General features: G+C 75.0%; 8 protein-coding genes. 5 read left to right on the top strand and 3 right to left on the bottom strand.

What is annotated here, in order from left to right; genetic code table 11:
* Together ACFW1A_RS34720 and ACFW1A_RS34715 are read left to right on the top strand one after the other, a co-directional pair.
* Nucleotides 1–806 (top strand): electron transfer flavoprotein subunit alpha/FixB family protein (locus tag ACFW1A_RS34720; protein ID WP_380416308.1); only part of this gene is annotated, 806 nt, incomplete at its 5' end.
* 74 nt (nt 807–880) lie between these two features.
* Entirely contained in the window at nt 881–2,290 is a 1,410-nt protein-coding gene (locus tag ACFW1A_RS34715; protein ID WP_380416305.1) for an acyl-CoA synthetase, read from the top strand.
* Here ACFW1A_RS34715 and ACFW1A_RS34710 read toward each other — a convergent pair.
* The 3 genes from ACFW1A_RS34710 to ACFW1A_RS34700 all read right to left on the bottom strand — a co-directional run bounded on the left by ACFW1A_RS34710 (nt 2,287) and on the right by ACFW1A_RS34700 (nt 5,662).
* Nucleotides 2,287–3,627 carry a hypothetical protein gene (locus ACFW1A_RS34710; RefSeq protein ID WP_380416304.1) on the bottom strand — a complete coding sequence of 447 codons (1,341 nt, stop codon included), beginning with the start codon at nt 3,625–3,627 and terminating at the stop codon, nt 2,287–2,289. The genes ACFW1A_RS34715 and ACFW1A_RS34710 overlap by 4 nt on opposite strands.
* Nucleotides 3,628–3,791: 164 nt before the next feature.
* Nucleotides 3,792–4,985, bottom strand: a complete 1,194-nt coding sequence (locus tag ACFW1A_RS34705; RefSeq protein ID WP_380416302.1) for a hypothetical protein — start codon at nt 4,983–4,985, stop codon at nt 3,792–3,794.
* Nucleotides 4,986–5,098: 113 nt separating this feature from the next.
* A complete protein-coding gene (locus ACFW1A_RS34700; protein ID WP_380416299.1) occupies nt 5,099–5,662 on the bottom strand; it encodes a DUF1707 and FHA domain-containing protein in 564 nt (187 codons plus the stop codon).
* Nucleotides 5,663–5,824: 162 nt separating this feature from the next.
* Here ACFW1A_RS34700 and ACFW1A_RS34695 point away from each other — a divergent pair, with 162 nt between their 5' ends.
* The 3 genes from ACFW1A_RS34695 (at nt 5,825) to ACFW1A_RS34685 (ending at nt 8,701) form a co-directional block, all read left to right on the top strand.
* Entirely contained in the window at nt 5,825–6,781 is a 957-nt protein-coding gene (locus ACFW1A_RS34695) for an ROK family protein (RefSeq protein ID WP_380416297.1), read from the top strand.
* Between the two features lie 211 nt (nt 6,782–6,992).
* On the top strand, nt 6,993–8,030 hold the full coding sequence (locus ACFW1A_RS34690) for an NUDIX domain-containing protein (protein ID WP_380416294.1): 1,038 nt from the start codon (nt 6,993–6,995) through the stop codon (nt 8,028–8,030).
* Between the two features lie 104 nt (nt 8,031–8,134).
* Nucleotides 8,135–8,701, top strand: a complete 567-nt coding sequence (locus tag ACFW1A_RS34685; protein ID WP_380416292.1) for a DUF4184 family protein — start codon at nt 8,135–8,137, stop codon at nt 8,699–8,701.
* The last annotated feature ends 38 nt before the right edge of the window (nt 8,702–8,739 follow it).

Genomic DNA, 8,739 nt, shown 5'->3' with positions numbered 1-8,739 from the left:
ACGGTGCCGTGAAGGCCTATGTGGCCGACGGTGGCGAGTTCGCGGACCTGCTGGTGGTGCCCAAGGTCGACGCGCTGACCCAGATCGCCCGGGCCAGTGGTGCGGGTGCGGTGCTGGTGACCTCTTCCGGTGAGGGCAAGGAGGTTGCGGCGCGCACGGCGCTGCGGCTGGGTTCGGGCATCATCACCGATGCGGTGGACCTGGAGGCCGGCGAGTCGGGTCCGGTGGCCACGCAGTCGGTGTTCGCGGCCTCGTTCCAGGTGAAGTCGACGGTGACCAAGGGCGCGCCGGTGATCACGGTGAAGCCGAACGCCGCGGCGCCGGAGGCGGCGCCGGTGGAGCAGGTGGTGGAGAGCGTCGCGGTGGAGTTCACCGGGAACGCGGCGCGGGTGACCTCGCGCACGGCGCGGGTCTCCTCGGGGCGTCCGGAGCTGACCGAGGCCGCGATCGTGGTGTCCGGCGGTCGCGGTGTGGGTGCGGCGGAGGGCTTCGGCGTGGTGGAGGAGCTCGCGGACGCGCTGGGCGCGGCGGTGGGTGCCTCGCGGGCGGCGGTGGATGCGGGTTGGTACCCGCACACCAACCAGGTCGGTCAGACCGGTAAGCAGGTCTCGCCGCAGCTGTACGTGGCGGCGGGCATCTCGGGTGCGATCCAGCACCGGGCGGGCATGCAGACGTCCAAGACGATCGTTGCGATCAACAAGGACGAGGAGGCGCCGATCTTCGAGCTCGTCGACTTCGGCGTCGTCGGCGACCTGTTCGACGTCCTGCCCCAGCTCACCACCGAGGTCAAGACCCGCAAGGGCTGACACCACGGATCAGCGGTGCCGCAGGGCGGGTTTCCCGGGTGGGGAACCCGCCCTGCGGCCGTTAGAGTGCGGGCGTGGACTTGTTGACGGCACTTCAGGGCAGCTACGGCGACGCCCCCGACGCCCTGCGGATCGACGGCCGCCCGCTCAGCCGCGAGCAGCTGCTCGGTGCGGCCGGTGCGGTGGCGGCCCGGGTGGGCGGGGCCCAGGCGCTCGCGGTGCTGGCCCGGCCGACCGCCGAGACCGTGGTCGCCGTGGTCGGCGGCCTGCTGGCGGGCGTGCCCGTGGTGCCGGTTCCGCCGGACGCCGGTCCGGTGGAGCGCGACCACATCCTGCGGGACAGCGGTGCCCAGCTGCTGGCCGGCGGGGACGGGGTGGCCGACGCGGCGTCGGCGGGTGTCGAGGCGCTGCCGGTCGACCTGGCCGAGCGGCACGACGCCGGGCTGCCCGAGCCGGCGGCGGAGCGGCCCGCGTTCGTCCTCTACACCTCCGGGACCACCGGACCGCCCAAGGGCGCGGTGCTGTCCCGCCGGGCGGTGGCGGCCGACCTGGACGCACTGGCCGCGGCCTGGGACTGGACGGCGGAGGACACCCTCGCGCACGGGCTGCCGCTGTTCCACGTGCACGGACTGGTGCTCGGCGTGCTCGGCGCGCTGCGCACCGGCAGCCGGCTGGTGCACACCGGGCGGCCGACCCCGGAGGCCTACGCCAAGGCCGGGGGTTCGCTCTACTTCGGCGTGCCGACGGTGTGGTCCCGGGTGGTCGCGGACGAGCCCGCCGCCCAGGCCCTGGCGGGGGCCCGGCTGCTGGTGTCGGGGAGCGCCCCGCTGCCGGTACCGGTCTTCGAGCGACTGGCCGCGCTGACCGGCCATCGGCCGATCGAGCGGTACGGCATGACCGAGACGCTGATCACCGTGAGCACCCGGGCCGACGGCGAGCGCCGTCCCGGGAGCGTGGGCCTGCCGCTGGCCGGGATCGCCACCCGCCTGGTCGGCGAGGACGGCGAGCCGGTGCCGAGCGACGGGGAGAGCGTGGGCGAGCTCCAGGTGAGCGGCCCGACGCTGTTCGACGGCTACCTCAACCGCCCGGCCGCCGACGCCGAGGTGCGCACGGCGGACGGCTGGTTCCGGACCGGCGACGTGGCCACCATCGGCCCGGACGGCTTCCACCGCATCGTCGGCCGCGCCTCGGTGGACCTGATCAAGAGCGGCGGCTTCAAGATCGGCGCCGGCGAGGTCGAGGCCGCCCTGCGCGACCACCCCGCCGTGGCCGACGCCGCGGTGGTGGGCGCACCCGATGCGGACCTGGGCCAGCGGGTGGTGGCGTTCGTGGTGGCGGCGGGCGAGGTGACGGGGGACCAGCTCAGCGCGTTCGTCGCGGAGCGGCTCTCGGTGCACAAGCGGCCGCGCGAGGTGGTGCTGGTGGGGGAGCTGCCGCGGAACGCGATGGGGAAGGTGCTGAAGAAGCGGTTGCTGGAGGGTTAGGGCCGGGCGGCCTTCAGTGCGGCCTCCGTGCGGGCCCGGTCGAGGCCGAGGGCGGCCAGCCAGGTGCCGGGCGCGTGGACGGCCGGTTCGGCGGAGAGCCGGTACGTGGCCGCTGCCCGGCGCAGCGAGCGGATCAGGTCCGCGGGATCGCGCCAGGCCCGCTCGGCGAGCTCCTCGGGCGAGTCGACGCCGATGCTGTGCAGCAGGTACAGCGCCCCGGGCCGGCCCAGGGTGGCGGGGTCCAGTTGGGCCAGCCGGGCGACGTCGATCAGGCCCGTCGCGCGGACGGGGGTGACCCGCAGGGCAGCTGCGACCGAAGCCACCGGTGCCGCGCTCAGGGCTGCGGCGGTGCTGAGCTTCTTCGACCTGAGCTCGTCCCGAAGGCCTGCGAAGACCGGCAGGTCGGAGAAGTCGGCGGGCGGCAGACCCACCAGGTTCCGGAAGTCCGGGTCGTGGTGCAGCTGCTCGAAACAGGGATCGTGCCGGGCGTACGCCTTGTCCTCCTCGGTCACCAGGGCCAGGCGGAGGTCTTCGACGGCCTGCCGGCCGAACGTGCCCCCGGTGGTTTCCGCCCGGAACGAGTCCAGGAACGCGTAGTCCCAGTAGTGCTGAGGGGAGAACGGCAGTCGGCGGTGCGGGTGCTCCCATCGCTCGGGATCGTTCAGCGGGCTGTGCTCCTCCTTGGGCTTCGCCTGCCGGAGCTGGAGGACCGCGATGCTGCGGGCCAGGTTCTCGGCGAACGGGCGCATGTGGTCGAGCTGGCGTCCACCCTCCTCCGACACCGGCTCGTGATGCTTGCACGCCGCGGTGAGGGCCGTGGAGGCTGCTGCGGCGTGGTTCAGCGGATCCTCGTCCAGCGGGTTGCCGGCGAGATAGGCGTTGAGCCACTGGGTGGCGCTGCTGTAGAGGATCCGGACGTTCAGCAGCGGCCAGCTGTGCAGGTCCTTGACGGCGGGCGGCACCGCTTTCCAGTAGTCGTCCAACATCTTGGCGAAGGCAGCATGGTCCCGCTGGTCCGGCGGGGTGGCCATGAAGTGCGCGAGCGCGTAGTCGGGGTCCCGGTAGGTGGCCGCGGTCAGCAGGCGCACCTTGTCCGTCTCGCTGTCGATCAGCGCCTGACTGGTGGCGATCACCTGGAGCGCGACGCTCTCCCAGGCGGTCGCGCCGTACAGACCGTGGCGTACCTCGTGGTGGCGGTCCCGGAGCCGGACGAGGACGTAGGCGGCGGCGCCGGTCATCAGCTGCGCCTGGGCGCGCTCCTTGGAGGTGACCGCCTCGGCGGGGGTGCCGTCCTCCCGGACCGGGGGCAGACCGGCGTCCAGCCGACTGATGATCATGCTCTCGGCGTGTCGGCCGTTGCGGGTGAGCCGCACCGAGACGCGGTTGACGTCCAGTTCGGTGACGGTGGCTCGCCAGGTCAGGTCGGGCCGCAGGGTGAAGTAGACCTGGACCAGGGCGCCGACGATCCGGCCCGCCGGGATCGCGCTCAGGTCCGCACTGCTCAGTGCGGACAGCGGCGAGGCGGAGGGCGGGGTGCTGTAGCCGTGCGGCGTCTCATCCCGAGCGTGCGCATCCGGGCGAGCAGGTAGGCGGTGGCCCCCGCATCGTTGACGCCCTCCGGCTTCTGCACGTCGACCTGCAAGCGGAGCCGCTGGCCCCAGGCCGCGCTGGTGAGCAGGACACCGAGCAGGGTGAGGGTGGCGAAGCCCACCAGGGCGCTGAGGTTCTCCGACCCGCGGTGGTGGAGCTCGGTCCCGAGCCCGAGCCCGAGCAGGCCGACCGCCAGGAGCGCGACCAGCAGCGTGTCCCACTGCCGGACGGTTCGCCACCAGGCGGGCAGGGGCGGGATCCTGGGCCTGCGCTCGGCTTCGTCGCCGGTGCGCTCGGGCTCGGAGGTCCTCGAGAGCGCGATGTGGCGGGCGGCGTCGACCAGGCAGATCACCGTGACGGCCACCACCGCGATGCCCAGCCACAGCATCAGCCGGTCGAGCCCCGGCCCCGGGTCGACCTGGTGGAACATCGTGTGCACCGGCAGCAGCACGGTGACGGCGAGCAGCAGCAGGACGCCGGTCAGGCTGACCAACCGCCGCTGCCCGGGCTGCCACTCCACCGAGTCCACCGGCACCAGCCAGCGCGAGACGAAGCCCGCCAGCCCCCACAACACCACGGTCCCTACCACGATGGGGAGCAGCAGCTTCAGGATCGGCCGGACCCAGTCGGAGTAGAACGAGTCCCAGCGCGAGCCCGACGTGGCCAGCGAGCCGTTGCGCAGGACGGCGATCTGCGCCAGCCCCGCCTGGGCGGCCTTGTCGTGGTGGTCGGCGTTGAGCGCATTGTCGAAGGCGGACTCGGCGCCCCCGAGGTTGCTCTGACCGAGCAGGAGTTGTCCTTGGTGCACCTGCTCGGTGCCGTAGCGGCGCTGGGCCGCGACCGCGGCCGTCCCCGCCACCGCGCAGTCGTCCTTCCCCAGTGGCGGCACCTGGGCGTACAGCGCCTCCGCGCGGTCGGGTTCGCCCGCGTCCAGGAAGGCCTTGGCGGTGGCGCAGACCGTTTGCGGGGCGGGCGAGGGGGAGGCGGTGACGGTGGGGTGCGGGTGTTCGTGCGGCTCGTCGGCGGTGGCGGGTCGGCCGGGGGCCAGGGCGACCAGGCCGGCCAGCAGGACGGCACCGCCCCACCGCCGGAACCGGTGCGCCATCGCGAAGACCCTTCGGGGACGGACGAGCCTGTCCCGACAAGGCTAGGCGGCCCGCCCGGTGCCCGCGCGCGGGCCGGACCGTTCGGCTGACGCCACGTCAGTCGGAGGCCCCGTCAGCCCGCCGCGAGGCGGAACGACAGGTTGCCGAAGGCGACCCGGTCGCCCGGGCGGACCGGCACCGCGCCGGTGACGCGGTGGCCGTTGACGCAGGTGCCGTTGGTGGAGCCGAGGTCGTAGAGCACCCAGCCGTGGGACTCGCGGCGCAGCTCGGCGTGGCTGCGGGAGACGGAGGAGTCGCTCAGGCGCAGGTCGCTGCCGGGGGCGCGGCCGATCCGGAGGGCGGGCGGGCCCAGTCGGGGGAGAGTCAGGCCGGGCAGGCGCTCGGTGCGCCAGGCGTCGCGCAGGCGGACGGTGAAGGAGGAGAGCCGGCCCACGGTGCGCAGTGCGAGCCGGGCCACCGGGCCGTCGCTGGGCAGGTCGGCCAGCACCGAGTCGAGCTCGCCGCGGCTGCGCGCGGTGAGCACCAGTTCCATCCGCCGCATGAAGGTGTCGTGCGAGAGCCGGCCGTCGCCCGCGCTCTGCCGCAGCATCCCGAGCGCGCGGTCCCGGTCGGCCTCCGAGGGGCGGTCGAGCAGGCCGGACGCCGCCGCGTCGGTCCGGGCCTCTGGTGCACTCATGGATCGATTCTCGATCCGGCCGACCACTGCTGTCCAGGAGCGATGCGGTGCTGTGGTGGGTGGGGTCCGTGGTGCCGCCGGAGCTGACGGGGTGTCGAGCGGGTAGGGTCGGCGGCGGGTTCGGGCCGTGCGGGGCCGGGCCGGGAAGAGAGCGGACGTTCGATGCTTGGTGGACGAACGGCGGACGGCCAGGCCCTGGTGCTGGCGGTGGACATCGGCGGGACGAAGATCGCCGGCGCGCTGGTCGGCGCCGAGGACGGCGAGGTCCGCCACCGCGTCGACCGGCCGACCCGGGCGGGCGGCAGCGCCGGGCAGGTGTTCGGCTCGCTGGCCGAGGTGGTCGGGGAGCTGCGGGCGAGTGCGGAGTGGGACCGGGTGCGGCTGGTCGGGGTGGGCAGTGCGGGGCCGCTGGACACGCTGCGGGGCACGGTGAGCCCGGTGAACATCCCCGGCTGGCGGGACTTCCCGCTGCTCGGCGAGCTGGCCGGGCTGACCGGCGGGCTGCCCGGCGTGCTGACCGGCGACGGGGTGGCGATGGCGGCCGCCGAGCACTGGCGCGGGGCGGCCCGCGGCTTCGGCAACGCGCTGTGCATGGTGGTCTCCACGGGTGTGGGCGGTGGCCTGGTGCTGGGCGGCGCGCTCTACCCGGGGCCGAGCGGGAACGCGGGGCACATCGGCCACATCAGCGTGGACCTCGACGGCGACCCGTGCGCCTGCGGCGGCCGCGGCTGCCTGGAGGGGCTGGCCAGCGGCACCGCGATCGCGCGCCGCGCGCTGGCGGCGGGTTGGCGCCCCGGGCCGGCGGGGGCGAGCGCGGTCGGGGTGGCCGAGTCGGCGCGGGCCGGGGACGCCAGGGCGCTCGCCGCCTTCGCGCGCGCCGGGCAGGCGCTGGCCGCCGGGATCGCGGCCACGGCCACCCTGGTCGAGCTGGACGTGGTGGTGATCGGTGGCGGGGTGGCGCACGCCGGTGAGCTGCTGCTGGGGCCGCTGCGGGCCCGGCTCGCGGAGTACGCGACGCTGTCCTACGTGCGAGGCCTGCGGATCGAGCCGGCGGAGCTGGGTGCCGACGCGGGTCTGGTCGGCGCGGCGGCGGCGGCGCTCTGGGCCACCGAGAAGTGACCGGCGCACGGCGCGCGCACCCGGCGTACGACCGCGTGCGCGCCACGGCGGGTGGTGCGCCCGACCAGCGGGTGCGTAGGGTGGCGGACCGTCACGTGACGGTGCGTCAGATGACCAGGAGTGAGGGATCCGGCCCGACGGGTACCACCCGGGAGGAAGCCGCAGCGCGCGGGCTCCACCGCGCCGGAGCCGCCCTAGGACAGGGGGATGTGTGATCGTCTGGGTCAACGGGACGTTCGGGGCGGGCAAGACCAGTGCCTGTCGGGAACTGGTCGAGCTGCTGCCGGACAGCACGCTCTACGATCCGGAGGTGGTCGGCTTCGCGCTGCGCCGCCTGCTGCCGGCCCGGCGGCTGGCCGAGGTCACCGACTTCCAGGACCTGCCGGCCTGGCGGAGACTGGTGCCGGAGGTGGCCGCAGCCATGCTCGCCGAGGCACCGGGCACCCTGGTGGTGCCGATGACGGTGCTGCGCGAGGAGTACCGGGACGAGATGTTCGGCGCGCTGGCGGCCCGCGGGCTGACCGTGCACCACTTCGTGCTGGACGCTGAGGAAACGATCCTGCGCGCGCGGATCGCGGGGAGCGAGGAGGTGCCGGGCGATCCGCAGGCCAGTGAGCGGGTGCGCCGCCGGCGCTACGACCACCTGCCGCAGTACGAGCGGTCCAAGGAGTGGCTGCACCGGGACGCGCAGGTGCTGGACACCGGCGGGCTGACCCCGCGCCAGGTGGCCCAGACACTGGCCGCACTGGTCAAGGAGGGGAGCGCGCGCTGCCCGATCGTGCGCAGCACCGACTCCGCGGGCGACACCACGGCCTCGGCGGTGCTCTTCTTCGACGAGCGGGACCGGGTGCTGCTGGTGGACCCGGTCTACAAGCCGGGCTGGGAGTTCCCGGGCGGCGTGGTGGAGCGAGGCGAGGCGCCGACCCGCGCAGCGGTCCGCGAGGCGGCCGAGGAACTGGGCGTGGACCTGGTGCCGGAGGCACTGCGGCTGCTCGCGGTGGACTGGGAACCGCGGCGCGACCAGCACCGCGGCGGCATGCGGCTGGTCTACGACGGCGGCCGGCTGAGCGCGGGGCAGCAGCAGGAGCTGCGGCTGCCCCCGGACGAGCTGCGTGCCTGGCGGTTCGTCACCCTGGCCGAGGCGGCGGAGCTGCTCTCGCCGGGTCGGCTGGCCCGGCTGCGCGGGGCGCTGCAGGCGCGACAGGCCGGGGTGCCCAGCTACCTGGAGGCGGGGCGGCCGACCGGGTGACCGGACCGGCCCACCGGCCGGCCTGGCCGGTCCGTCGGTCGGCGCGGCCGACCCGCGGCGGTGACCGGCAGGACGCGGCGGGGCGGCTGGGGGAGGATGGGACCATGCCGTTCACCTTCAGCCACCCGGTCGCGGTGCTCCCGCTGCTGCGCGGACTGCGCGGGCGCGGGCCGCTGGTCGCCTCCGGCCTGGTGGCCGGGTCGATGGCGCCCGACCTGCCGTTCTTCGCCGCCTCCTGGCACGGCGGGCTGTTCCGGCACGGGGCGCTGACGCACCGTTGGTGGGCGGTGCCGACGGTGGACGTGGCGCTGGCCGGCGTACTGGTCGGCGGCTGGCAGCTGGCGCTGCGCCGCCCCGTGCTCGGGCTGCTGCCCGACCGGTGGGCGGGGCGCGCGCTGGCCGCCACCGAGCCGGGCCCGGTCGGGGCGGCGACCTTCGCCCTCTCGGCGGCGATCGGTGCCGCCACGCACGTCGGGTGGGACGCGTTCACCCATCCCGGGCGGATCGGCGGGCGACTGCTGCCGGTGCTGGAGCGCGAGGTGGCGGGGGTGCCGCTGTGCACCGTGGTGCAGTACGCGAGTTCGGCGGCCGCCCTCGGGGTGCTGGCCCGCCACCTCGCGGACACCCTGCCGGAGGCGCCCGACGCGGCGCCGCCCCCGGCCGTACGTTAAAGACTCGCCGCCGTGCTGCTCGCCTCTTCGTTTGTTGC

Origin of the sequence: Kitasatospora sp. NPDC058965 (assembly GCF_042741245.1) — a bacterium.
Taxonomy (GTDB): domain Bacteria; phylum Actinomycetota; class Actinomycetes; order Streptomycetales; family Streptomycetaceae; genus Kitasatospora.
The sequence above is the reverse complement of the archived record's forward strand: the minus strand, read 5'-3'. Positions and strand labels throughout refer to the sequence as shown.